We start from the raw sequence: 21,671 nt of genomic DNA on the forward strand, positions 1-21,671 counted from the left end.
CCCGTCACCCTCAAATGCTGTAATTGTCCGCGATCCCCGACCGCAGTTGCTCCACCTGCTCGCGGAAGCCGCCGCTCTCGCGGCCCGGCTCGTTGCGCACGTCCTGGACGATGCGCGCCGGGCTGCCGCCCAGCACGATGATCCGGTCAGCGAGATGCACCGCCTCTTCCAGGTCGTGCGTGACGAACAGCACGGTCTTGCCCGTCTCGCGGTGGATGCGCAGCAGTTCATCCTGAAGGCTGTGCCGCGTGATGGCGTCGAGCGCGCCGAACGGCTCGTCCATCAGCAGGATGTCGGGATCGACGGCCAAAGCGCGGGCGATGCCGACGCGCTGGCGCTGACCGCCCGACAGCTCATAGGGCCAGCGCCGGCCGTAATCGTCCAGCCGGACGAGGCGCAGCGCGGCGGCCACCCGTTCCTCCCGCTCGGCGGTGGCGATCGGCAAGCCCTCCAGACCGAAACGGACATTCTTGGCGACACGCCGCCAAGGCAGCAGGCGGGCGTCCTGGAAGACGAGGCTGACCGGACGGTGGCCCGGTTTCTTCGTCTCGTGGATGGTGACGGCACCGGCGCGCGCCGTGTGCAGCCCGGCGACGACGCGCAGCAGCGTGGACTTGCCGACGCCGGACGGCCCGACGATGGCGACGAAGCTGCCGCGCTCGATGGACAAATCGACGTCCACCAAGACCGGCGGAGCCTCGGCGCCATAGCCGATGGCGACGCCCTTCAAGTCGATCACAGCGGAACCGTTTACTTTTGCCATGCGAGCACCCGCTGCTGAACCTGCATGAACAGGAAGTCGCAGACGCCGTAGAGCGCCGCGATGGTGACCATGTAGAGCACGACGATGTGCGTGGCGAGCAGGCCGGAGGCGTCGGACATGCGCGCGCCCAGGCCGGAGATGCCGAACAGCTCCGCCGCCACTACGGTCATCCAGCCCTGCCCCAGCCCGGCCCGCACGCCGGACAGGATGCCCGGCAGCGCGCCGGGCAGGACGATCTTGAACAGGCGCGGGATCAGCCCGCCCTGCCCGAAGGCGTGGCCGAGTTCGATCAGATCCTTGTCCACCCCGCGCACCGCGCTGTAGGTGGCGTAGTAGTTGATCCAGAAGACCGTCAGCGCGATCAGGAAGGTCGCCGCCGACTTGCTAACGCCGAACCAGATGATCGCGAAGGGAATCCAGGCGATGGACGGGATGGGACGCAGCATGCGCACCACCCAGGCCTGGAAGGCGTCCCAGATGCCCCAGGTCGCCGCGGCGGTGCCGAAGGCGATGCCCAAAACCGTGCCGAGCCCCAGCCCCGACAGGTAGTGCGACAGGCTGGCGAAGACCATGGCCTGCCAAGTGCCGGACCGGAACTCCGCCAGGAAGGCGCCGGGCACCGCGCTGGGCGACGGCAGCAGCCCGGCGGGCACGACGCCGCTGCGCGCCAGCACCTCCCAGGCGAGCAGGAAGGCGCCGACGCCGAGCGCCGACAGGGCGATGGAGCTGTGAAGCTTCAACGGCTGACGCATCGCGCTTACTTCGCGGCGGCCGCGTCGTAGAAGCGGAAGTCGAAGGCCTCCGCCACCGGGATGGTGCCCTCGGCCGAGCCGATCTCCTTGGCGTAGGCCATCATCTGCTCGACCGCCGGTACCACGCCATGCGGGTCGGCGACGAACTTGGACCCCGGCGAGCGGAAGGCGGCCTCAAGCGTGGCCGGCTCCATCAGGCCCTTGCCCAGATACTCGTTGGCGACCTTGGCGGAACGGGCCGGGTCCTTGGCGATCTGGTCGACGGCGCGGATGTGCGCCTTGAGAAGACGGGTCAGCGCCTCGCCATGCTCCTTGGCGACCGGGCCGCGGACCGCGATGACGGTGCCGGGCTGGTTGGGGAACATCTCCGCGCCGGTGGCGAGCAGACCGACGTTCGGATCGACCTTCTGGGTCACGGTCACCGTCGGCTCACGAATGGTGGCGGCGTCGAGGGCGCCGGCCAGCAGGGCCTGCTGGGTCTTCTCGATGCCCATGGAGATGATCTCCACGTTGGCCGGGTCGGCCTTCACCACCTTGAACAGCCAGTGGCGCAGCACCGTGTCCGGAACCGAGCCCGGCGGCTGCGTGCCGATCTTCACCTTGCGGCCGCTGTCGGCGACGAACTTGGCAACGGACTCCGCGGTGGCCTTGCCGCCCAGCGCCTTGGCGAACTCGCCGCGGCTGGCGACGACCATCTCCTCGACCGCCGAGTTGGCGATCACCGACACGTCGGCGCCCTTCGAGCGGGCGACCAGGACCGGCGCGACGCCGGCGTAGAGCAGGTCGATCTTGCCGGCGGCCATCGCCTGGATGGCGTGCGGTCCGGATTCGAACTTGGTCAGCTTCAGGTCGATGCCCGCCTCGCGCGCCCAGCCTTCCCCTTCCAGGATGAACAGCGGGGCGGCGGCAAGGATGGGAATGTAGCCGACCTCCAGTTTCACCGGTTCGGCGGCGCGGGCCGCGCCGGGCGTGAGGGCGGCCAGGGAGACGACGGCGGCCACGGCCAGCATTGCGGAGCGTCGGGTCAGGGCGGTCATGGTTCCATCCTCGCAGGAAATTGCCCGCCTATTTAGCACATCCTCTATCGGAAGGAAGAGTGAATTACACATTGCCGAATGATGAAATCGGCGATTCCACATAATACGTCTCGCAATGTGAAATCCGATCCAACATAGGAAAAGCCTCTTCGCGTCGCCGCGAAGAGGCTTTTTCCGGAACGGAAGAGCGAAGCCGTTACACCCGGCCGCGCTTCAGGGCGTTCCGGCCGAACGCGCCGTCCACATAGTCGAGCAGTTCGCCCAGCGCCTCCACCGGGGTGACCGTGCCGGTGTCGATGGTCAGCTCCGCCGACTCCGGGGCCTCGTAAGGGGCGGAGACGCCGGTGAACTCCGGAATCTCCCCGGCGCGCGCCCGGCGGTACAGGCCCTTGGGATCGCGCGATTCGCAGGTGGCGAGATCGGCGGCAACATAGACCTCGTGGAAGCGCTCGCCGCCGATGGCCCGCGCCCGCGCCCGGTCGGCCTGGAGCGGCGAGATCAGCGACGCGATGACCAGAACGCCGGCGTCGGCGAACAGCTTGGCCGTTTCGGCGACGCGGCGGATGTTCTCCGCCCGGTCCTCCGCCGAGAATCCCAGCCCGGCGTTCAGCCCGTTGCGCACGTTGTCGCCGTCCAGCACGAAGACCTGCCAGCCGCGATCGAACAGGGCGCGCTCCAGCGCCATGGCCAGCGTGGACTTGCCGGCCCCGGACAGGCCGGTCAGCCAGAGGACGCCGCCCTTGTGGCCGTTGGCGGCGTTGCGTTCGTCCGCCGTGACGGCGTGCGAGACCTCGGTCGTGTTGGCCGACGCGGCGGGGCCCTCGTCCACCTCGACGACGATGCAGCCGCCGACCACGTCGTGGCCGTCGATCAGCACGCCGCGACCGGTGCGCGACAGCGTCGAGGCGAGGTCGACGGCGATCGGCGAGCGGGAGCGCAGCACGACCTCGGCCACCTCGTTGCGGTGGACCGCCTTGGCCGGGGTGCTCGACAGATCCTCGATGTCGATGACGGCGGTGATGCTCTCCACCGTCACACGGTGCTCGCCCGTCGTGATCTTCAGCGTGTAGGTTTTGCCGACCGCCAGCGGCTCCGAGGTCAGCCAGAAGGCACGGACGCCCAGCCGGTGGGTGACGTGCGGCGCCCCTTCTTCATGGTGCGCGATGTGGCCGCGCTCGGCGAAGATGCGCTTGTCCAGCGTGATGCCGACGCTCTGGCCGGCCTGGGCGGCGACGATGGGCTGGCTGTGGTTCCACCCCTCGATGCTGACCACCGTGGCGGTGGCGCCGGTCGGCGAGAAGCGCAGCGTGTCGCCGACGCGCAGGCGCCCGCTCTCGATCCGGCCCGCCAGGATGCGGCGGTCGTCGGGCTTGTAGACGTCCTGGAGCGGGAAGCGCAGCGGCAGTTCGGTCGGCGCCTGCTGCGGGCGGAATGCGTCCAGCGCCTCCACCACGGTCGGCCCCTCGTACCACGGCGCCTTGTCGGAGCGGGTGACGATGTTGTCGCCGTGGCGCGCCGCGATCGGGATCACCGTGGAGGTGTGCAGGCCGAGTTCGGCCAGATAGGCGCGGATCTCATGGGACACCGCCTCGAACCGGTACTGGTCGAAATCGACGCGGTCCATCTTGTTGACGGCGACCGCCACCTGCCGCACGCCCAGCAGATGCAGCAGGAAGGCGTGGCGGCGCGACTGCTCCAGCGCGCCCTCGGCGGCGTCGATCACCAGCAGAGCGGCGTCGGCCTGGGAGGCGCCGGTCACCATGTTCTTCAGGAACTCGGTGTGGCCCGGCGCGTCGATGATGACGTAGGGCCGCTGTTCCGTCTTGAAGTGGATCTGCGTGGTGTCGATGGTGATGCCCTGGTCGCGCTCGGCCTGGAGCGCGTCCATCACGAAGGCCCATTCGAAGGGCATGCCGCGCTTGCGGCTCATCTCGTGGACCTGCTCCACCTTGCCGTCGGGCAGGCTGCCGGTGTCGTTCAGCAGGCGCCCGATCAGCGTCGACTTGCCATGGTCGACATGGCCGACGATGACGATGCGGAGCTGGCCGTTCAGTTCGTTCCGGATGTCCATGGTCCCAATCCCCGCTTCTTACATGTAGCCCGAGCTGCGCAGGCGCTCGAAGCTGTCCTCGGCCTCGTTGTCCATGGCGCGGCCGGCGCGCTCCGGAATGCGGGTCACGACCAGTTCGGCGATGATCTCGTCGATGGTGCCGGCGGTGCTGTCCACCGGGAAGGTGATGTTCTTCTCGCCCAGCGAGCGGTAGCGCTTGCCGTCCTTGGCGAAGTACAGCGGGACGATGGGAATCCCCTCGCGCTTGGAATAGCGCCAGATGTCCAGCTCGGTCCAATGCAGCAGCGGATGGATGCGGACGTGGGTGCCTTCGTCGAAGCGGGTCTTGTAATGGTCCCAGAACTCCGCCGGCTGGTCCTTCACGTCCCAGTCGCCTTCCAGCGAGCGCGGGGAGAAGACGCGCTCCTTGGCGCGGGTCGCCTGCTCGTCGCGGCGGATGCCGACCATGATGCCCTGGTACTTGCCGGTGCGCAGGAGGTTCTTCAGCCCCTCCGTCTTGCGGGCGGCGGCGCGGGTCAGCGGCGGCAGGGTCTGGTCCATGTCCGCTTCCGGCGGGCACTGCTCCACCCGCAGGTCGAGGTCCCACTCCCCGGCGATGCGGTCGCGGAAGTCGTAAACCTCCTGCAGTTCCATCGCGGTGTCGAGCTGGACGACCGGGAACGGAACGCGCCCGAAGAACGCCTTGCGGCAGAGCCAGAGCAGGACGTTGCTGTCCTTTCCGATCGACCACAGCAGAGCCAGCTTGTCGATGCGGTTGTAGGCCTCGCGGAGGATGTAGATGCTCTGGCTCTCAAGGTAATCGAGATCGGCGGTCATTGTGCGGTTCCGGTCTTCTTGAAGGTGTGTATGCCGCATTCGGTCTTGGCGGTTCCGGCCCAGCGGCCCGACCGCGGGTCCGCACCGGGAGCGACACGCTCGGTGCAGGTGAAGCAGCCGATGGACAGGAAGCCATCGGCCTCAAGCGGGTGGCGCGGCAGGTTGCGCCGGGTGAATTCCTGTTCAATCCGCTCGCGGTCCCAATGGGCCAGCGGGTTGATCTTGATGCGGCCCGTGCCCTCCTCCGCCTCGAACAGGGGAAGGGCGGCGCGCGTGGCGGCCTGGAACCGCTTGCGCCCGGTCACCCAGGCGTCGAACCCGTCCAGCGCACGGTCCAGCGGCACCGTCTTGCGCAGATGACAACAGGCGTCGTGCGAGCGGGTGAACAGCAAGCCGTCGGGGTCCTCCGCCGCCAGATCCGCGTCGGTCGGACCGATCGTGCGCACGCCGGTAAGGCCGAGAGCGGCGATCAGCTTGTCGCGATAGCGCAGCGTTTCGCCAAACAGCTTTCCCGTGTTGGCGAAGAGCACCGGAAATGACGGATCGGCCTCCGCGGCCAGGGCGAGCAGCACCGCCGACTCGGTTCCGAAGGAGGAAACCACAGCGATGCGGCCGTCAAATTCATCACGCAGGAGGGCCTTCAGTAGCACCGCCCCGTCCAACCGCCCATACCGTTCGGTCAGTTCGGCCACGCGGTCGATTTTTACAGCGCGAGCAAGTCCATCAAGCATGACGTATTTGCCTATCCACATAGTGGAGTATTTGTTCTGAATTGCACATTAACACCAGTTTCACGGCGTTGCAATGCATATACATTGTCTACATGTATTATAGGTTTAAGTGATTTTGTGAAATCTGTTGATTACACCCTGCCATCGCGCTTAAATGCGCCCATGATGCTTATTCACGATATCTCCAGTGTGCATTACGGGTGGCCAGGGTGATCCCGATCGCTCTCGACCCGACGCATGTGCGGATCGCGCTGGTCGGCCGGGGACCGCTGGCAAAGCGCCGTCTGGCGCAGCTGCTGGATGGCGGTGCGGCACCGGTGGTCTATTCACTGGAGCCGGATGCGGAATTGATCGCCCTTGCGGGAGCGGCTCTGCGCCGCGCCCTGCCCTCGCCCGCCGATTTGGATGGCGTGCAGGTGCTGTTCGTCGTCGGCATCGACGACCCGGTCGCGGAATCGCTGGCCCGCATGGCGCGTGACCGCGGCATCCTGGTCAATGTCGAGGATGTGATTCCGCTCTGTGATTTCCACGCGCCGTCTGTGATACGGCGCGGCGACCTTCTGATGACCGTCTCCACGGGGGGCAAGAGCCCGGCGTTGGCCCAGGTCCTCCGCGAACGGCTGGAAACGCTGTTCCCCGCCGTCTGGGCGGACCGGCTGGCCGAACTCGCCGCGCTCCGCGACCGCCTGCGCGCCGCCGGCGCCAAGGGACCCGAGGTGCTGCGCGCCTGCCGGGATCTGATCGCCGCCAAAGGATGGCTGCCATGATCGCATCGTCTCTTCTGTCGCGGACTCTTCTGTCCCGCCTTCCCGCCTTCGAGCCGGGCAGCGTCTGGCTGGCCGGGGCCGGCCCCGGCGATCCGGGCCTGCTGACCCTGCTGGCCGCCAAGGCGCTGGGCGAGGCCGACGCCATCGTCCACGACGCGCTGGTCGGCGGCGACATCCTGGAGGCCGCCAATCCCGACGCCCTTCTGGTGGACATGGGCAAGCGCGCCGGCCACCCTTCGCCCAAGCAGGAGGCGATCAACGCGCGCCTGGTGGAACTGGCGCGGGAAGGCCGACGGGTGCTGCGGCTGAAGGGCGGCGATCCCTTCGTCTTCGGGCGCGGCGGCGAGGAATGCCTGGCTTTGGCCGAGGCTGAAATCCCCTTCCGCGTGGTGCCGGGCGTGACCGCGGGGATCGGCGGGCTGGCCTACGCCGGAATCCCGGTGACCCACCGCGGATTCGGCACCACCGCGACCTTCGTCACCGGCCACGACAAGACCGGCGGCCTGCCCGCTGACCTGGACTGGGACGTCCTGGCGCGGATGCCCGGCGCGCTGGTGTTCTACATGGCGCTGGGCACCATCGGGACCATCGCCGAACGGCTCGAAGCCGCCGGCAAGCCGCCGATGACCCCGGTCGCCATCGTGTCGAGCGCCAGCACCGAGGCGCAGAGCGTCATCGAGACCAATCTTGCCCATTGCGCGCGGGACGTCGTGCGGCTACAGGCCAAGCGCCCCGCGATCGTCGTGGTCGGAGAGGTCGTGCGGCTGCGCGCCCTGATCGGCGCGTGGCAGCAGACCACCGGCCAGAACCCGTTTCCCACCGCCGTGTCGGCGTGAGCGTACGTGTTAGGAGTTGAAGGCATGGCGTTGAACGATAAGTCCAGCAACGAGGCGGGGTTGAAGGCCATCACCGCCAACCGCCTGCGCGACGGCGAGGTGATCTTCCTCGCCCCCGGCCCCGATCTCGGCTGGGTGGAGCGTCTGGACGACGCCGCCCTGTTCGAGGACGCGGCGGCCGCCGAAAAGGCCCTGGCCGCCGCCAAGGCCAAGGCGGAGGGCGATCAGTTCGCCGTGGACGTCTACGCCTTCGACCTGCGCGTCACCGACGGGCAGCGGGTGCCGGTCAAGACGCGGGAGCGCATCCGGGCGCTCGGCCCCACCGTCCGCATCGATCTCGGCAAGCAGGCTGCGGCCTGAACAGGGCGGCCACTCTTTTGACAAGGGCGAGTTCCATGAACCACATCGCGCCCGGCCGCAACGCCGGGGTCTACAGCTACGACGACATCGACCGCCGCTTCGTCGCGGAGCGCGTCGAGCAGTTCCGCGCCCAGGTCGAGCGCCGCCTGTCCGGCGAGCTGACGGAGGAGGAGTTCAAGCCCCTGCGGCTGATGAACGGCCTCTATCTCCAGCTCCACGCCTACATGCTGCGCATCGCCGTTCCCTACGGCGTGCTGACCTCCCGGCAGCTCCGCAAGCTGGCCGAGATCGGGCGCAAGTACGACAAGGGCTACGGCCACTTCACCACCCGCCAGAATCTCCAGTTCAACTGGATCAAGCTGGAGGACACCCCGGCCATCCTGCACGAGCTGGCCGAGGTGGACATGCACGCGCTGCAGACCAGCGGCAACTGCGTGCGCAACGTGACCACCGACCAGTTCGTGGGTGCTGCGCGGGACGAGGTGGTGGACGGGCGTGTCTACGCCGAGATCCTGCGGCAGTGGACGACCCTGCACCCCGAATTCACCTTCCTGCCGCGCAAGTTCAAGATCGCCATCATGGGGTCGGACGCCGACCGCGCGGCCATCCGCGTCCATGACGTCGGCGTCTTCGCCAAGCGCAACGAGCGGGGCGAGGTCGGCTTCACCTTCTATGTCGGCGGCGGCCTCGGCCGCTCGCCCTTCGTCGGCAAGCTGGTCCGCGACTGGGTGCCGGAGGAGGACTTCGTCGCCTATCTCGAAGCCATCCTGCGCGTCTACAACCAGTACGGCCGGCGCGACAACCTCTACAAGGCGCGCATCAAGATCCTCGTCCACGAGCTGGGCCAGGAGAAATTCACCCGGGAGGTGGAGGAGGAGTTCGCCCGCCTGCGCGGCCCGAAATACCGCCTCGCCCCAGAGGTCGTCGACGAGATCCGCCGCCGCTTCGGCGGCCCGGCCTTCGAGACGCTGGCCGACGAGCCGGAGTCCTTCCAGGCTGCCAAGGCTGCGAACCCGGACTTCGCGCGCTGGGTGGCGGTCAACGTGCTTGCCCACAAGGTTCCCGGCTACGCCGCCGCCACCATCTCGCTGAAGCCCGCCGGCGGCATCCCCGGCGACGCCACCTCGGAGCAGATGGAGCTGGTCGCCGATCTGGCCGACGCGCACAGCTTCGGCGAACTCCGCGTCAGTCATGCCCAGAACCTCGTGCTGGCCCATGTCCGGCAGGACGCGCTGTTCACCCTGTGGACGGCGCTGGAGGCCAACGGGCTGGGCACGCCGAACGCCGGGCTGATCGGCGACATCATCGCCTGCCCCGGCCTGGATTACTGCGCGCTGGCCAACGCCCGCTCGATCCCGCTGGCCCAGGCGATCTCGGCCCGCTTCGCCGACCCGGCGCGGCAGCAGGCCATCGGCGAGCTGGGCATCAAGATCAGCGGCTGCATCAACGCCTGCGGCCACCACCATGTCGGAGCCATCGGCATCCTCGGCGTCGACAAGAAGGGCGAGGAGTTCTACCAGATCACTGTGGGCGGCGACCCGACCCTGACCACGGCGATCGGCGACATCCTCGGCCCGGCGGTGACCGCCGACGAGACGGTGGATGCCATCGAGGCCATCGTCGAGGTCTATCTGTCCAGCCGGCACGACGGGGAGCGCTTCATCGACACGCTGAAGCGCGTCGGCCACGGCCCGTTCAAGGAGAGAGTCTATGCCGCTCATTAAAGACGGCCGCATCGTCGAGGACGACTGGGTCGCTGTCGCCGACGGCGAGCCGGTTCCCGCCGACCGCCCCGCCATCGTCACCTTCGAACGCTGGCAGGCGGAACGCGCGAGCTTCGACGGGCGCAACGCGGCGCTCGGCGTCCGGGTCAAGAGCGGCACGCTGGCCCCGGCCGTCGCGCCGGACCTGGACCGTTTCGCCCTGGTGGCGATCGAGTTCCCGAAGTTCCGTGACGGCCGAGGCTTCTCCACGGCACGCGAGCTGCGGGAGCGCTTCGGTTATCAGGGTGAGATCCGGGCGGTCGGGCACGTCATCCCCGACCAGTACCGCTTCCTCCTGCGCACCGGATTCACCTCCGCCGAGGCGCCGGAAAACACCAACCCGGAGAGCTGGGCGCACGCCATCACGGAGATCACCGTCGCCTTCCAGCCGTCGCTGGACGACCCGCAGCCGCTGTCGCTCCTGCGCCGCCGTCTGGGGTCCTGACACGCATCGCGCCGCGCCCGCTCCCATCTTCGGGACGCGGGCGCCGGCCGGTTCACATTCCGCCGAACACCCAGAACAGGCCCGCCGCCGCAGCGGCAGCGACCGCCACCAGCATCCCGGCCACGGTGCGCCGAAACCGGGCCTCGCGCCGTTCGACCTCCTGGCGCTTTCTCAACAGATACTGTTGCTCCGGCCCGAGAAAGGCCCCTGAATCGCCGTCCAGAGAGACGGAGCGTTTCCCATTGCTCCGGCTTCGTACGACAGGGGACGTCCGGACCTGCGGTCGCGGCACCCGTCCCTCAAAAACCATCGATTCGCCCGCCAGAGAACGCCCCGCGGCGGATCGCCCCCGGCCGGCCTTCCTGGATGCCTTGCGTCTCTTGCTTGCCATAGCTCTTCCCTCACCATCCGCCCGCGGAGCATAGCGGTCCCGGCCGGCTTATCCAGCCCCGGAACGCGACGGGCCAGCAAAGTCACACCGCATGGATTCCGATCGCCATGCCGAAGCATTGGGCAATTAAGGCGAATTTGCGCCGATCGCACATTAGTCCCCGCGAATGCGGGCGAACGACTGGAAAAATCCCGACGACATTGCTCACACGGCCAGCCAAAATCCGTACTATGCGGCATCGCGCCGATGCAGCCAGGATTTTCGCATGTCCCATGATGTTCCGCTTATTTCCATGATCGCCATCGCATTCGGGTTGGCCTTCATCTTCGGATACCTCGCCGACCGCATTCGCTTGCCTCCCCTCGTCGGTTATCTGGTCGCCGGCATCATCATCGGTCCCTTCACGCCGGGCTTTGTCGCCGACGGTGCCCTGGCCGCCCAGTTGGCCGAGATCGGCGTCATTCTCCTGATGTTCGGCGTCGGTCTTCATTTCTCGCCCTCGGACCTGCTGGCGGTCCGGAAAATCGCCATTCCCGGCGCGGTCGGCCAGATCGGCCTCGCCACCGCACTGGGCGTCGGGCTGGCGTGGCTGTGGGGCTGGAGCCTCGGCGCCGGTCTCGTTCTGGGCCTCAGCCTGTCGGTGGCGAGCACGGTCGTGCTGCTGAAGGCCCTGGAAGAGCGCGACATGCTGAACACCGCCGAAGGCCGCGTGGCGGTCGGCTGGCTGATCGTCGAGGACCTCGCGATGGTCCTGGCGCTCGTGCTGCTGCCGGCCCTGGCGGAGGTCCTGGGCGGCCACGCGCCGGGCACCGCTGGGGGCCATGGCGCCGGCTCGGACGGACCGATCTGGCTGACGCTGGCTCTGACGCTGGGCAAGGTTGCGGCCTTCTCCGTTCTGGCGATCGTGCTCGGCCCGCGCGTCGTCCCGGTGATCCTGACCAACGTGGCGCGCACCGGCTCGCGCGAGTTGTTCACCCTGTCCGTTCTCGCCATCGCGCTCGGCGTCGCCTACGGCTCGGCGGTGCTGTTCGGCGTGTCCTTCGCGCTGGGCGCCTTCTTCGCCGGCGTGGTGCTGAACGAGTCGCGTTTCAGCCACAAGGCGGCCACCGATTCGATGCCGTTGCAGGACGCTTTCGCCGTTCTGTTCTTCGTGTCGGTCGGCATGCTGTTCGACCCGTCGATCCTGCTGCGCGATCCTCTGGCGGTCATCGCCGTCGTGGCCCTGATCGTGGTCGGCAAATCGCTGATCGCCTTTGGCATCGTGATCCTGCTGCGCTTCCCGGTGGGCATGGGTCTGGCGGTGTCGGCCAGCCTCGCGCAGATCGGCGAATTCTCCTTCATCCTCGTCGGGCTGGGCCTGTCGCTCGGCCTGTTGCCGGAGGAAGGACGCGACCTCGTGTTGGCCGGCGCCTTGCTGTCGATCACTTTGAACCCGGCGGTCTTCGCCGGCGTCGCCGCGCTGCGCAAGCATCTCCAGGCCAAGCGCACCGCCGGGGTGCCGCCCTATGGCTGGGAGCAGTTCGAGCATCTCCAGAGCAGCCTCGCCGACGCCCGCCACCAGGCGGAGGAGCGCGAGAAGGAGCACGACCTGCAGATACAGGCGCTGGCCAAGACCTTCCCGGTGCTGTCGCTGCTGGACGCGCACGAGCAGGAGCGGCTGATGATGCTGTTTCGGCCCAAGTCGGCGGTGCCCGGCGAGCGGATCATCCGCAAGGGGGACCGCGCCAACGCCATGTACTTCATCTCTTCCGGCGCCGTGGAGGTGCTCATGGAGGGCCAGACCATTCGCCTGGGCGCCGGCACGATGTTCGGCGAGATGGCCCTGCTGAGCGGCCAGCGGCGCAACGCCGACGTCGCTGCGGTCGACTACTGCCAGTTCCAAGTGCTGGAGCGGCGCGACTTCAACCAGTTCACCGCCCGCCATCCGGCGCTGCGCACGGCCCTGATCGACATGGCAGCGCAACGGCGCAGGATGAACCAGCAGGACGCCGCCACCGACGAGGCCATGGCCGCGTCGGAGAGCGCCGCCTGAGCGGACGCGCATTGCAACGGAACCGCCGCCGGCTTCTCCAGCAGAGGCCCGGCGGCTTCTGCAGTCCGGACGTTGGGGAAAAACAAAAGAAAAGGCCTTGGAGCCGATCAGCTCCAAGGCCTTTTCATCTTCCAGAACATTGGTCGGAGCGACAGGATTTGAACCTGCGACCCCCAGACCCCCAGTCTGATGCGCTACCAGGCTGCGCTACGCTCCGTTCGACGGACCGCCCTTCGTTCTGGAAGGGAGCGGGACTATAGCCGGGACATTGGTCCAACGCAAGCGCTACAGTTCACTTTTTTCACACTTCTCGAATTTCTTTTTCTTCTCCTACCGCGAGCAGAAGACGCGCCTCCTTCAACTCGTCGAGCGCCTGGGCGATGGCCTGCCGGATGGTGTCCGACAGGCCGTCGAGCGCAACGACCGGAGCGCCCTCGTCCCCGTCGAGCAAGGCCACGGCCGCTTCGTCAGGAACGGCCTCAAAGGTGTCGGGGCCATCCGGTTCTTCCGGCGTCTCCGCCACCCTCCGGGCGTCCGGATCGTCGTCCACCTTCCCGTCCTTCAGAAGACGCTGGACGCCCTTGATCGTATAGCCCTCGCCGTACAGCAGGTTTTGAATCTGCCGCAGCAGGTCCACGTCTTCCGGACGGTAGTAGCGCCGCCCTCCTCCACGCTTGAGCGGACGGAGCTGCGGGAACTTGCCCTCCCAGAAACGCAGTACATGCTGCGGCACGTCCAGGTCGGACGACACCTCGCTGATTGTGCGGAACGCCGTGGCGGACTTCGTGGTGCCGCGCGACTTCATGTCCGGGAAACCTTTCCGGGAAACCTAATTTGTCCACCGCCCCGTGCGGCGGATCAGGAAGCCGCCTTCACGCGCTGCGCCTCGGCCTCCTCCGCCTCGACGACCTCGTTGATGCGGTTCTTCAGGACGTGACTCGCCCGGAAGACCAGGACGCGCCTGGGCAGGATCGGCACCTCCTCCCCGGTCTTCGGGTTGCGGCCGACCCGCTGCCCCTTCTGCCGGATCTGGAAACTGCCGAAGGATGATATCTTGACCATCTCGCCGCGGGCCAGAGCGTCGGAGATCTCCTCCAGGACGCTTTCGACCAGATCGGCGGATTCGTTGCGCGACAGGCCGACCTCTTGGTAGACCGCTTCGCTGAGCTGCGCGCGGGTAACGGTGTTCTGTGACATGGTTCGCTTCCCCCCCGAAACCATAGGGGAAAAACCGTAATCCGGGGAAAGAACCCGGTCAATTCAAAAGCTTGGATCGCGTCGTTGTGAGCAGCGCAGCAAACGCAGCCCTTTGGGGAGGCAAAGCAGGTGCGTTGCCTACCAGCGCACCATCGCGGCACCCCAGGTCAGGCCACCGCCGATGGCTTCCATGAGGATCAAGTCGCCACGCTTCACGCGGCCGTCGTGCACCGCCTCGCACAGCGCGAGCGGGATCGACGCGGCGGACGTGTTGCCGTGGCGGTCCACCGTGAGCACGACCTTGTCGGACGGCAACTTCAGTTTGCGGGCGATGCCGTCGATGATCCGCTGGTTGGCCTGGTGCGGCACCAGCCAATCCACCGCCGACGGCTCCAGACCGTTGGCCGCCAGAGCCTCCTCGACGACCGAGGACAGCTTGCTGACGGCGTGACGGAACACGTCCTGTCCGTTCATCCGCACATGGCCGGCCGTGCCGGTGGTCGACGGGCCGCCATCGACGTAGAGCAGCCCGTATTGGGCACCATCCGAATGCAGGTGGGTGGACAGCACGCCACGGTCCGCCGATGTCCCGGCGGCGTCGTAGCCGTCCATCACCACGGCCCCGGCGCCGTCGCCGAACAGGACGCAGGTCGTGCGGTCCTTCCAGTCGAGCAGGCGGGAGAAGGTCTCCGCGCCGATGACCAGGGCGCGGTTGGCCTGCCCGATGCGGATGAAGTTGTCGGCGATCGACATGGCGTAGACGAAGCCGGCGCACACCGCCTGGATGTCCAGCGCGAAGCCTTTGGTCCCCAGAGCCGCCTGCACCTTCGTCGCGGTCGCCGGGAAGGTGTTGTCCGGAGTCGTCGTCGCGAGCACGATGCAGTCGATGCTGGAAGCGTCAACCCCGGCATGCTCCAGCGCGCGGGTCGCCGCGGCGATGGCGAGGTCGGAGGTCAGTTCCCCGTCGGCCGCAATGTGGCGCGACTTGATGCCGGTGCGCTGGACGATCCACTCGTCCGAGGTGTCCACACGGGCTTCGAGGTCGCGATTCGTGACGACGTTGGCCGGGAGGTAGGAACCGCAGCCGAGAACTCGGGAACGCTTGACCATGATGTTAGACCGCCGCCGCCTTCGTGTCGGGAAGAGGCTTGGCGTCGGCAAGACGCTGCATCTCTTCCTTGATTCGGTCGTTGAAACCGTTTGCCGCCAGATTGTAGGCCACACCGATGGCGTTGGCGAACCCGATGGCGTCGGTGCCCCCGTGGCTCTTCACGCAGACGCCGCGCAGGCCCAGGAACATGGCGCCGTTGTAGCGGCGCGGATCGGTGCGCTGCTTCAACCGCTTGAAGGCCCCGCGGGCCAGCAGATAGCCGAGACGCGCCGTCCAGGAGGACTGGAACGTCCGGCGCAGGAACTCCGTGAAGAGCTTCGCCGTGCCTTCCGCGGTCTTCAGGGCGACGTTGCCGGTGAAGCCGTCGGTCACGATCACGTCCACCGTGCCGGTGGCGATGTCGTTGCCCTCGACGAATCCGTGGAAACGCCCGGGCAGCGGCATTTCGCGCAGACGGGTCGCGGCGGCGCGCACCACCTCGTTCCCCTTCACCTCTTCCGAACCGATGTTCAGCACGCCGATGGTCGGCTCGGACAGGTTCAGCGCGGTGCGCGCGAAGACCGCGCCCATCACGGCGAACTGCACGAGGTTCTCGGGCTGGCATTCGGTGTTGGCGCCGAGGTCGAGCATGACGCTCTCCCCGCGCAGGGTCGGGAAAAACGAGGCGATGGCCGGACGGTCGATTCCGGGAATCGTCTTCAGCACGAACTTGGCCATGGCCATGAGCGCGCCGGTGTTGCCGGCGGACACCACGCAGGCGGCTTGCCCGCTCGCCACCGAGTCGATGGCGAGACGCATGCTCGACTGGCGCCCGGCGCGCAGCGCGACCGACGGCTTGGCGTCGCCGGCCACGGCGTCCGGGGTGTGGCGCACCTCGGCCACCGCTCTCAAGGCGGGCCGCTGCGCGAGCAGCGGCTCGATGCGGGCGGTGTCCCCGAACAGCAGGTAATGCACCTGCGGGTGACGCTCGCGGGCGATGTCCGCCCCGGCAATCACCATGTCGGGTCCTTTGTCACCGCCCATGGCATCAAGGGCAATGGTCAGGCGCTGGCTCACCGCGGACAGGCTCCCTGGCTAGGACGTAGGGCGGCCAACCAAACCGCCATCAGGCCGCCGGAGCGCTCTGAACCACTTCGCGCTGGTCGTAGTGACCGCAAGAGCCGCAGACATGGTGCGGGCGCTTCAGCTCGCCACAGTTCGAGCACTCGGCGTAGGACGAGGTCGGGAGAGCGTGGTGCGAGCGACGCATGTTGCGGCGCGACTTGGAGGTCTTCTTCTTCGGAACAGCCATGGCCGTAAACTCTCTTCATTGTAAAAGGCGGCCCGAAGAGGGGCCGCCTGACGCGAGCGGCATTCAATACGGCAATTGCCCCCGAAGGGCAAGCCCGTTCCGCCCTCAATTCTGTCGTTTCAGACGTTCCAGCGCGGCGAACGGGTTCGGCTTCTCCGAAGCGTCGCCGGCATCATCATCGGCGGGAGCCATGCCCTCCTCCTCATCTTCGCCTTCGCTGTACCCGTCGAACGCCACGCCTTCTGCATGAGGATAGGGATCGAGCGCCAGGGACAAATGCTGGGCGGTCAGTTCGCCGATGTCGATGCGCCCGTTGGTCATCGCCTCCGGAATGTCCTCCTCGGCGACGTTCGGGTCGATCTCGATCTCGTCCTCCTCGCTGGGGACCATCGACTCCGGCGCGAACAGCGCGCCGAAGCGATCGGAAACCTGGGCGGGGACCGGTTCCAGCGTGACGACGCAGGTCTGCACCACGTCGGCTTCCAATTCCCCTTCCACCCGCACCATCTGGCCGCCGCGCACGGATCGTAGGCGGACCCTGGCGGTCAACCGCCCGATTCCCTCCAGTTCGAACCGCTCGGCCAGCGCCTTGCGCTCGGCTTCCGTCGCCTCGATGGCTTCGACCAGATCGCCGTCGCGGTGGACGGCGTCGGCGCGGACGATGCGCGAAAATTCCGGAGCGGGGCCGGCGGAGTGCGGGGGCGTGTTGCGCATGTCAGGCAGTTCCTTGTCACAGCGCCTGTTCTGGAGCGGGCGCCTTCGTCTCAGTGTCAGATGAATTCGGACGCCGGGAAAGGCAAGTCCAATTGGCGCGGCCAACAGCAAGGAGAGACCCGATGGGTGGGGTCAGCCCGCTTCGGGCGGTGGACCGAAGCGAACCTCTCCGGCCATGAGCGACTCCAGCGGTTGCGTCTCCAGCCCGGCGGCCTCGCGCCGGACATAGGCCGCCAGGACGGCCAGCCGCTGCGGCGGCACCTCCGATACGGTGCCATAGACGTTGTTGTCGAGCGCGACCTGCAACGCCGCGTCGCCCTCGTCACCGTCCTCGGCGGCGAGCGCACGGTCGTAGACCTCGATCCGGCCGGCGATGCCGCGCGCCATGGTCTTGATGCGCCGCCCGACTCCGCTGTCGCCCACCCCCTGCTCCATCAGCGATTTCTCGAAATGGTCGATCATCGCTTCGAAAAGAAGGCGTGAGCGGTCCGCGGCGGCGGCGCCCTGCCCTTTCAGGCGGCGCATCACCAAGAAGACATGAAGCACCACCATGTCAAAGCGCCCGTCCAACGTATCGGGAACGCCAAGGTCACGGTAGAAGGCCGGCAAGCGGGCCTGCGCCACGATCGTGAGATAGAAATCGGCGACGGCGCGGGCCTCACGGCGACGCCGGAACAGGCGGTCAAGCACGGTTTCTCTCTCGCTCGGAGTTTCGTTGACAGGACAAACCGCGCGGTGCGATTGTCCCGGCATTGCGGGCGGAGTCCGGCCTGCCGCAAGGGTCCGGCGGTCCGCCCGCGCCATCATAGCCTGAGCACCATGACGAGATCGATTCCTTCGGCGCTGTGCGCCTTCGCCTTTCTGGGTCTCGCCGTCTCCGCGTGCTCGCCCACCGTGGCGACCCGCGGCAACATGGCGGACCCCGACCGCATCGCCGAGATCAAGGCCGGCCAGTCGCGGCGGGAGGATGTGGCGGACATCCTCGGCACGCCGACCTCCGTGGGAACCTTCGACCAGAATGTCTGGTACTACATCGGTCAGAAGACGGAGAAGGTCGCCTTCTTCCAGCCGAGCGTGATGGAGCGCCGCGTCGTCGTCGTCCATTTCGACGACGCGGGCGTGGTGACGGAAATGAAGCAACTCGACGCCACCGACGGTCAGCAGATCGACATCGTCGATCGCAGCACCCCCACCGCCGGCCGCGAGTTGAGCTTCCTCGAACAGATGCTCGGCAACGTCGGGCGCTTCTCCGCCAAGGACTCGCGCAACCGCGGTCCCGGCCGCTGACGCCAGCCGCTCTGCCGAGACACGAAAAGCCCCGCTTTCGCGGGGCTTTTCCTTTGGTGCCGTCCCGATCGATGTCGATCCGACTCAGCCAATCTGGGCGAGGATCGCCAGCAGCAGGATCGCCACGATGTTGGTGATCTTGATCATCGGGTTGACCGCCGGGCCGGCGGTGTCCTTGTAGGGATCGCCGACGGTGTCCCCAGTCACCGCCGCCTTGTGCGCGTCGGAGCCCTTGCCGCCGTGGTTTCCCTCCTCGATGTACTTCTTGGCGTTGTCCCAGGCGCCGCCGCCCGAGGTCATCGAAATGGCGACGAAGATCCCCGTCACGATGGTGCCCAGCAGCATGGCGCCCAAGGCGGCGAAGGCCTGCGCCTGGCCGGCGATGGCGGCGATGACGATGTACAGGACCACCGGCGCCAGCACCGGCAGCAGCGATGGAATGATCATTTCCTTGATCGCGGCACGGGTCAGCATGTCGACGGCGCGGCCGTAGTCGGGCTTTGCGGTGCCCTCCATGATGCCGCTGATCTCACGGAACTGGCGGCGCACCTCCACCACCACCGAGCCGGCGGCGCGCCCGACCGCGGTCATGCCCATCGCCCCGAACAGATAGGGCAGCAGGCCGCCGATCAGCAGCCCGACGACCACATAAGGATCGTCCAGCCGGAACTCGACCGCCACATTCGGGAAATAGTGCTTCAGATCCTGCACATAGGCGGCGAACAGCACCAGAGCGGCGAGGCCGGCGGAGCCGATCGCGTAGCCCTTGGTCACCGCCTTGGTGGTGTTGCCGACGGCATCCAGCGCGTCGGTCGTCACGCGGATGTCCTTCGGCATGTCGGCCATCTCCGCGATGCCGCCCGCGTTGTCGGTCACCGGGCCGTAGGCATCCAGGGCCACCACCATGCCGGCCAGCGCGAGCATCGTGGTCGCGGCAATGCCGATGCCGAAGATGCCGGCCTGCCCGTAGGCGATGATGATGCCGACGCAGATGACCAGAACCGGAAGCGCCGTCGCCTCCATCGACACCGCGAGACCCTGGATCACGTTGGTGCCGTGCCCGGTTTCCGACGCGCGGGCGACGCTGCGCACCGGGCGGAAGGCGGTGGAGGTGTAGTATTCGGTGATCCACACCAGCAGGCCGGTCACGCCCAGCCCGACCAGAGAGGAGACGAACAGGTTGCCGCCGGTGACGTGGCCGCCGCCGTTCAACGGGATGGGCCGGGTGAATCCGAACATGATCGCGGTCACGATCAGGATCAGGATCAGCGAGATGCCCGCGGTGGCGGCCAGACCCTTGTACAGGGCGGCCATGATGTTGTTGTTGCTGCCCAGCTTCACGAAGAAGGTGCCGGCGACGGAGGCGGCGATGCAGACCGCGCCGATGACCAGCGGGTAGACGAGCAGCAGGCGAATCACCTCGCCCGAAAAGAAAATCGCCGCCAACAGCATGGTGGCGACGATGGTGACGGCGTAGGTTTCGAAGAGGTCGGCGGCCATACCGGCGCAGTCGCCGACATTGTCGCCCACATTGTCCGCGATCACCGCGGGATTGCGGGGATCGTCCTCCGGAATGCCGGCCTCGACCTTGCCGACCAGATCGGCGCCGACGTCGGCCCCTTTGGTGAAGATGCCGCCGCCCAGCCGCGCGAAGATGGAGATCAGCGACGCGCCGAAGCTGAGGGCGACCAAGGCCTCCAGCACGGCGCGCACCTCGATCGGGTCAGTCACGCGGTAGATCATCGTCAGGATGCCGTAATAGACACCTACCCCCAGCAGCCCCAGCCCGACCACCAGCATGCCGGTGATCGCCCCCGCCTTGAAGGCGATGTCGAGCGCCGGGGCCAGGCCAAGGGTCGCCGCCTGGGCCGTGCGCACGTTGGCCCGCACCGACACGTTCATGCCGATGTAGCCGGCGGCCCCCGACAGGACCGATCCGATCAGGAATCCGATGGCCACATGAAGGCCGAGGAACGCGCCGAGGATGATGAGCAGAACCACGCCGGCGATGGCGATGGTGGTGTACTGGCGATTCAGATAGGCTCGGGCGCCCTCCTGCACGGCCGCTGCGATTTCCTGCATGCGGTCGGACCCGGCGGAGGCCGCCATGACTTGCTTGCCGGCGTAGTACCCATACGCCAGGGCCAACAGGCCACTGGCGATGATGATGACGAACGCTGCTGCCATCGGTTCCCCCAAATTCTTATGGTTTCGGGCCCGATTACCGCCTTGTCGTGAAAACGACCCGTGCAAACGAAGGTGGATGACGGGCGAGTTGTTCCGGAAAAAGGATGCCCAAGAGAAGGGCACAATGCAACAGCCGCCACGCCCGAATAGGCGCGGCGATTTGGCCGAGGCGCTCCTGACTTTCGGATAGGATTTTTTAAGAACGGTTACAAATTGCGCTGTGTAACCACCTGAACAAGAACATTTTGCACCACGCCTTCCCCCACCACTTTCGCGGCGGCGGCGGCGAGTTTTTCTTTTACGGCAATGATGTTGACCAAGTTGCCCGTCATCACCGACCGGTCGTCGACACCCGCATAGAGGGCCGACAGGCAGCGGTCGAAGACCAGCGGCTGGCGGGCCTGGACATAGGGAACCTTGTCGAGAACAACCTCCAGCGTGACGACCACGGTCACGAACTGCTCGACCTTCTGCGTGCCGATGGCCGGAACGACAAAGGGAGCCATGCGGACGAAGCCGGTGGGCGGCTTGGGCGGCGGCTCCTCCTTCTTGGCGGCCGACTCCTCGTGCTCGACGAAATACTTGTTGTAGATCATCCAGCCGCCGAAGCCCGCGCCGCCCAGCAGCAGCAGACCCAATACCAGCAATATGACGGCCTTGACCACGCCCACCCTTCCCCGGAAACGGAACGGGTCGAGCCTAGCGCCGCCCTGCTTTCGATTGCGTTAAGCGGAGTCGCGCTGCGAGGATGCTCTTAGAAATGGTCCCAGCCGCGAATCGGCAGGTCCATAACCCGCCCCTGCGCATCGGCCACCGTGACCTCGCCCGCCGGCCCGTCCAGCAATCGGCCGATGGCCGTCACCGGCACCCCTGTCTCCGCCGACAGGGCGGCGAGCGCCGGTGCGGAGTCGTCCGCGGCGGTGAAGAGCAGCTCGTAGTCGTCGCCGCCGGTCAGCGCCATGGCGAAGCGCACCGGGTCGTCGCCGATCACCGATCTTGCGGCATCCGATAGGGGGACGTGCCCCGACTCCAGAACCGCGGCGCAACCCGATTCCTCGCACAGATGGCCGAGATCGGCGACCAGACCATCGGACACATCGAGACAGCCGGTCGCCAGCCC

General features: G+C 67.2%; 24 protein-coding genes and 1 tRNA gene. 7 read left to right on the forward strand and 18 right to left on the reverse strand.

What is annotated here, in order from left to right; genetic code table 11:
- Positions 1-10: 10 nt before the first annotated feature.
- The 6 genes from GBZ26_RS12610 to GBZ26_RS12635 all read right to left on the reverse strand — a co-directional run bounded on the left by GBZ26_RS12610 (position 11) and on the right by GBZ26_RS12635 (position 6,170).
- Positions 11-763, reverse strand: coding sequence for an ABC transporter ATP-binding protein (locus tag GBZ26_RS12610; protein WP_174439140.1), 753 nt, complete (start codon positions 761-763; stop codon positions 11-13).
- Positions 751-1,515 carry an ABC transporter permease gene (locus GBZ26_RS12615; RefSeq protein WP_174439141.1) on the reverse strand — a complete coding sequence of 255 codons (765 nt, stop codon included), beginning with the start codon at positions 1,513-1,515 and terminating at the stop codon, positions 751-753. The genes GBZ26_RS12610 and GBZ26_RS12615 overlap by 13 nt, the downstream gene beginning before the upstream one ends.
- A 5-nt stretch (positions 1,516-1,520) precedes the next feature.
- The gene (locus tag GBZ26_RS12620; RefSeq protein ID WP_174439142.1) at positions 1,521-2,552 is read right to left on the reverse strand and encodes an ABC transporter substrate-binding protein; all 1,032 of its coding nucleotides are present in this window, start codon (positions 2,550-2,552) and stop codon (positions 1,521-1,523) included.
- A 196-nt stretch (positions 2,553-2,748) separates the two neighbouring features.
- Positions 2,749-4,623, reverse strand: a complete 1,875-nt coding sequence (gene cysC, locus GBZ26_RS12625; protein ID WP_174439143.1) for an adenylyl-sulfate kinase — start codon at positions 4,621-4,623, stop codon at positions 2,749-2,751.
- Between the two features lie 18 nt (positions 4,624-4,641).
- Positions 4,642-5,439: a sulfate adenylyltransferase subunit CysD gene (gene cysD / locus GBZ26_RS12630; protein ID WP_014240756.1), complete on the reverse strand. Its 798-nt coding sequence runs from the start codon at positions 5,437-5,439 to the stop codon at positions 4,642-4,644.
- Positions 5,436-6,170: a phosphoadenylyl-sulfate reductase gene (locus tag GBZ26_RS12635; RefSeq protein ID WP_174439144.1), complete on the reverse strand. Its 735-nt coding sequence runs from the start codon at positions 6,168-6,170 to the stop codon at positions 5,436-5,438. The genes cysD and GBZ26_RS12635 overlap by 4 nt, the downstream gene beginning before the upstream one ends.
- 209 nt (positions 6,171-6,379) lie before the next feature.
- On the opposite strand from GBZ26_RS12635, the gene GBZ26_RS12640 reads away from it, so the two are divergent.
- From GBZ26_RS12640 to GBZ26_RS12660, 5 genes are read left to right on the forward strand one after another with little or no spacing between them, the layout of a single operon-like run.
- On the forward strand, positions 6,380-6,937 hold the full coding sequence (locus GBZ26_RS12640; protein ID WP_174439145.1) for an NAD(P)-dependent oxidoreductase: 558 nt from the start codon (positions 6,380-6,382) through the stop codon (positions 6,935-6,937).
- Positions 6,934-7,773, forward strand: a complete 840-nt coding sequence (cobA, locus tag GBZ26_RS12645) for a uroporphyrinogen-III C-methyltransferase (RefSeq protein WP_174439146.1) — start codon at positions 6,934-6,936, stop codon at positions 7,771-7,773. The genes GBZ26_RS12640 and cobA overlap by 4 nt, the downstream gene beginning before the upstream one ends.
- Before the next feature lie 24 nt (positions 7,774-7,797).
- On the forward strand, positions 7,798-8,133 hold the full coding sequence (locus GBZ26_RS12650; RefSeq protein ID WP_211104726.1) for a DUF2849 domain-containing protein: 336 nt from the start codon (positions 7,798-7,800) through the stop codon (positions 8,131-8,133).
- 35 nt (positions 8,134-8,168) lie between these two features.
- Positions 8,169-9,857 (forward strand): nitrite/sulfite reductase, encoded by a 1,689-nt coding sequence (locus GBZ26_RS12655; RefSeq protein WP_174439147.1) that lies wholly within the window; start codon positions 8,169-8,171, stop codon positions 9,855-9,857.
- Complete coding sequence (locus tag GBZ26_RS12660) at positions 9,844-10,341, forward strand: DUF934 domain-containing protein (protein WP_174439148.1); 498 nt, start codon at positions 9,844-9,846, stop codon at positions 10,339-10,341. Before GBZ26_RS12655 ends, GBZ26_RS12660 begins: the two co-directional genes overlap by 14 nt.
- Positions 10,342-10,393: 52 nt before the next feature.
- Here the strand turns inward: GBZ26_RS12660 and GBZ26_RS30645 are convergent, their stop codons facing one another.
- Positions 10,394-10,516: a hypothetical protein gene (locus GBZ26_RS30645; RefSeq protein ID WP_281427365.1), complete on the reverse strand. Its 123-nt coding sequence runs from the start codon at positions 10,514-10,516 to the stop codon at positions 10,394-10,396.
- A 481-nt stretch (positions 10,517-10,997) separates the two neighbouring features.
- Between GBZ26_RS30645 and GBZ26_RS12665 the strand changes: the two genes are divergently transcribed.
- The gene (locus tag GBZ26_RS12665; RefSeq protein WP_174439149.1) at positions 10,998-12,764 is read left to right on the forward strand and encodes a cation:proton antiporter domain-containing protein; all 1,767 of its coding nucleotides are present in this window, start codon (positions 10,998-11,000) and stop codon (positions 12,762-12,764) included.
- A gap of 140 nt (positions 12,765-12,904) precedes the next feature.
- On the opposite strand, the gene GBZ26_RS12670 is transcribed toward GBZ26_RS12665, so the two are convergent.
- The 8 genes from GBZ26_RS12670 to GBZ26_RS12705 all read right to left on the reverse strand — a co-directional run bounded on the left by GBZ26_RS12670 (position 12,905) and on the right by GBZ26_RS12705 (position 17,767).
- A tRNA-Pro gene (locus GBZ26_RS12670) sits at positions 12,905-12,981 on the reverse strand.
- An 84-nt stretch (positions 12,982-13,065) separates the two neighbouring features.
- Positions 13,066-13,569, reverse strand: coding sequence for a MerR family transcriptional regulator (locus GBZ26_RS12675; protein ID WP_174439150.1), 504 nt, complete (start codon positions 13,567-13,569; stop codon positions 13,066-13,068).
- Positions 13,570-13,622: 53 nt separating this feature from the next.
- Positions 13,623-13,961, reverse strand: a complete 339-nt coding sequence (locus tag GBZ26_RS12680; RefSeq protein ID WP_174439151.1) for an integration host factor subunit alpha — start codon at positions 13,959-13,961, stop codon at positions 13,623-13,625.
- 138 nt (positions 13,962-14,099) lie between these two features.
- Positions 14,100-15,071, reverse strand: coding sequence for a beta-ketoacyl-ACP synthase III (locus GBZ26_RS12685; protein ID WP_174439152.1), 972 nt, complete (start codon positions 15,069-15,071; stop codon positions 14,100-14,102).
- 4 nt (positions 15,072-15,075) lie between these two features.
- Positions 15,076-16,128, reverse strand: a complete 1,053-nt coding sequence (gene plsX, locus GBZ26_RS12690) for a phosphate acyltransferase PlsX (RefSeq protein ID WP_149163535.1) — start codon at positions 16,126-16,128, stop codon at positions 15,076-15,078.
- Positions 16,129-16,177: 49 nt separating this feature from the next.
- Positions 16,178-16,363 carry a 50S ribosomal protein L32 gene (rpmF, locus tag GBZ26_RS12695; protein WP_014240744.1) on the reverse strand — a complete coding sequence of 62 codons (186 nt, stop codon included), beginning with the start codon at positions 16,361-16,363 and terminating at the stop codon, positions 16,178-16,180.
- A 105-nt stretch (positions 16,364-16,468) separates the two neighbouring features.
- Complete coding sequence (locus tag GBZ26_RS12700; protein WP_174439153.1) at positions 16,469-17,077, reverse strand: YceD family protein; 609 nt, start codon at positions 17,075-17,077, stop codon at positions 16,469-16,471.
- Positions 17,078-17,209: 132 nt separating this feature from the next.
- Positions 17,210-17,767, reverse strand: coding sequence for a ubiquinol-cytochrome C chaperone family protein (locus GBZ26_RS12705; RefSeq protein ID WP_174439154.1), 558 nt, complete (start codon positions 17,765-17,767; stop codon positions 17,210-17,212).
- Between the two features lie 129 nt (positions 17,768-17,896).
- Between GBZ26_RS12705 and GBZ26_RS12710 the strand changes: the two genes are divergently transcribed.
- Positions 17,897-18,364, forward strand: a complete 468-nt coding sequence (locus tag GBZ26_RS12710) for an outer membrane protein assembly factor BamE (RefSeq protein ID WP_014240740.1) — start codon at positions 17,897-17,899, stop codon at positions 18,362-18,364.
- A gap of 84 nt (positions 18,365-18,448) precedes the next feature.
- Here the strand turns inward: GBZ26_RS12710 and GBZ26_RS12715 are convergent, their stop codons facing one another.
- The 3 genes from GBZ26_RS12715 to GBZ26_RS12725 form a co-directional block, all read right to left on the reverse strand.
- Complete coding sequence (locus GBZ26_RS12715) at positions 18,449-20,551, reverse strand: sodium-translocating pyrophosphatase (protein WP_174439155.1); 2,103 nt, start codon at positions 20,549-20,551, stop codon at positions 18,449-18,451.
- A gap of 206 nt (positions 20,552-20,757) precedes the next feature.
- Positions 20,758-21,216 (reverse strand): hypothetical protein, encoded by a 459-nt coding sequence (locus GBZ26_RS12720; protein ID WP_343207202.1) that lies wholly within the window; start codon positions 21,214-21,216, stop codon positions 20,758-20,760.
- A gap of 89 nt (positions 21,217-21,305) precedes the next feature.
- Positions 21,306-21,671: thiamine-phosphate kinase (locus GBZ26_RS12725; protein ID WP_247884802.1), on the reverse strand; the 366-nt coding region annotated here is incomplete at its 5' end.

It is taken from the genome of Azospirillum formosense, assembly GCF_013340925.1.
GTDB classification, from domain to species: Bacteria; Pseudomonadota; Alphaproteobacteria; order Azospirillales; family Azospirillaceae; genus Azospirillum; species Azospirillum formosense.

Bases quoted from the DNA above. Each gene is read 5' to 3' on its own strand.
- GBZ26_RS12665 (WP_174439149.1), top strand. From the start codon at position 10,998: ATGTCCCATGATGTTCCGCTTATTTCCATGATCGCCATCGCATTCGGG.
- GBZ26_RS12710 (WP_014240740.1), top strand. From the start codon at position 17,897: ATGACGAGATCGATTCCTTCGGCGCTGTGCGCCTTCGCCTTTCTGGGT.
- GBZ26_RS12615 (WP_174439141.1), bottom strand. From the start codon at position 1,515: ATGCGTCAGCCGTTGAAGCTTCACAGCTCCATCGCCCTGTCGGCGCTC.
- GBZ26_RS12610 (WP_174439140.1), bottom strand. From the start codon at position 763: ATGGCAAAAGTAAACGGTTCCGCTGTGATCGACTTGAAGGGCGTCGCC.
- cysD (WP_014240756.1), bottom strand. From the start codon at position 5,439: ATGACCGCCGATCTCGATTACCTTGAGAGCCAGAGCATCTACATCCTC.
- GBZ26_RS12685 (WP_174439152.1), bottom strand. From the start codon at position 15,071: ATGGTCAAGCGTTCCCGAGTTCTCGGCTGCGGTTCCTACCTCCCGGCC.
- GBZ26_RS12620 (WP_174439142.1), bottom strand. From the start codon at position 2,552: ATGACCGCCCTGACCCGACGCTCCGCAATGCTGGCCGTGGCCGCCGTC.
- GBZ26_RS12660 (WP_174439148.1), top strand. From the start codon at position 9,844: ATGCCGCTCATTAAAGACGGCCGCATCGTCGAGGACGACTGGGTCGCT.
- GBZ26_RS12635 (WP_174439144.1), bottom strand. From the start codon at position 6,170: ATGCTTGATGGACTTGCTCGCGCTGTAAAAATCGACCGCGTGGCCGAA.
- GBZ26_RS12675 (WP_174439150.1), bottom strand. From the start codon at position 13,569: ATGAAGTCGCGCGGCACCACGAAGTCCGCCACGGCGTTCCGCACAATC.
- cobA (WP_174439146.1), top strand. From the start codon at position 6,934: ATGATCGCATCGTCTCTTCTGTCGCGGACTCTTCTGTCCCGCCTTCCC.
- rpmF (WP_014240744.1), bottom strand. From the start codon at position 16,363: ATGGCTGTTCCGAAGAAGAAGACCTCCAAGTCGCGCCGCAACATGCGT.
- cysC (WP_174439143.1), bottom strand. From the start codon at position 4,623: ATGGACATCCGGAACGAACTGAACGGCCAGCTCCGCATCGTCATCGTC.
- GBZ26_RS12650 (WP_211104726.1), top strand. From the start codon at position 7,798: ATGGCGTTGAACGATAAGTCCAGCAACGAGGCGGGGTTGAAGGCCATC.
- GBZ26_RS12715 (WP_174439155.1), bottom strand. From the start codon at position 20,551: ATGGCAGCAGCGTTCGTCATCATCATCGCCAGTGGCCTGTTGGCCCTG.
- GBZ26_RS12655 (WP_174439147.1), top strand. From the start codon at position 8,169: ATGAACCACATCGCGCCCGGCCGCAACGCCGGGGTCTACAGCTACGAC.
- GBZ26_RS12680 (WP_174439151.1), bottom strand. From the start codon at position 13,961: ATGTCACAGAACACCGTTACCCGCGCGCAGCTCAGCGAAGCGGTCTAC.
- GBZ26_RS12700 (WP_174439153.1), bottom strand. From the start codon at position 17,077: ATGCGCAACACGCCCCCGCACTCCGCCGGCCCCGCTCCGGAATTTTCG.